The sequence below is a fragment of the Mycobacterium alsense genome, from assembly GCF_002086635.1.
GTDB classification, from domain to species: Bacteria; Actinomycetota; Actinomycetes; order Mycobacteriales; family Mycobacteriaceae; genus Mycobacterium; species Mycobacterium alsense.
This window is the reverse complement of sequence record NZ_MVHD01000149.1, coordinates 1-347: the sequence shown is the minus strand read 5'-3', so window position 1 is coordinate 347 and position 347 is coordinate 1. Positions and strand designations below refer to the sequence as shown.

General features: G+C 85.0%; 1 protein-coding gene. It reads left to right on the top strand.

What is annotated here, in order from left to right:
* Positions 1-347: hypothetical protein (locus tag BST11_RS29445; protein ID WP_211284807.1), on the top strand; the 347-nt coding region annotated here is incomplete at both ends.

Below are 347 nucleotides of genomic sequence, written 5' to 3'. Positions count from 1 at the left end.
GGGCGGCACCGGCGGCGGGTTCGGGGGGGCCGGCGGCAATTCGGGATTCCTCTACGGGTCCGCCGGCTCGGGCGGCACCGGCGGCACGGGCGGCACCAGCGGGGCGCCGGGCGGGCCGGGCGGCAGCGCCACTGGGCTGTTCGGCGACGGCGGCACGGGCGGCGCCGGCGGGATCGGCGGCACCAGCGGCGCCAGCGGCGGCGCGGGCGGCGCCGCGGGCATCCTCTTCGGCGCCGGCGGGGCCGGCGGCATGGGCGGTGCCGGCGGCACCTTCGGCGGGACCGGAGGGGTGGGCGGCGCCGCCGGTCTGCTCTGGGGCAACGGCGGGGGGCGGGGGGGGGGGGGGG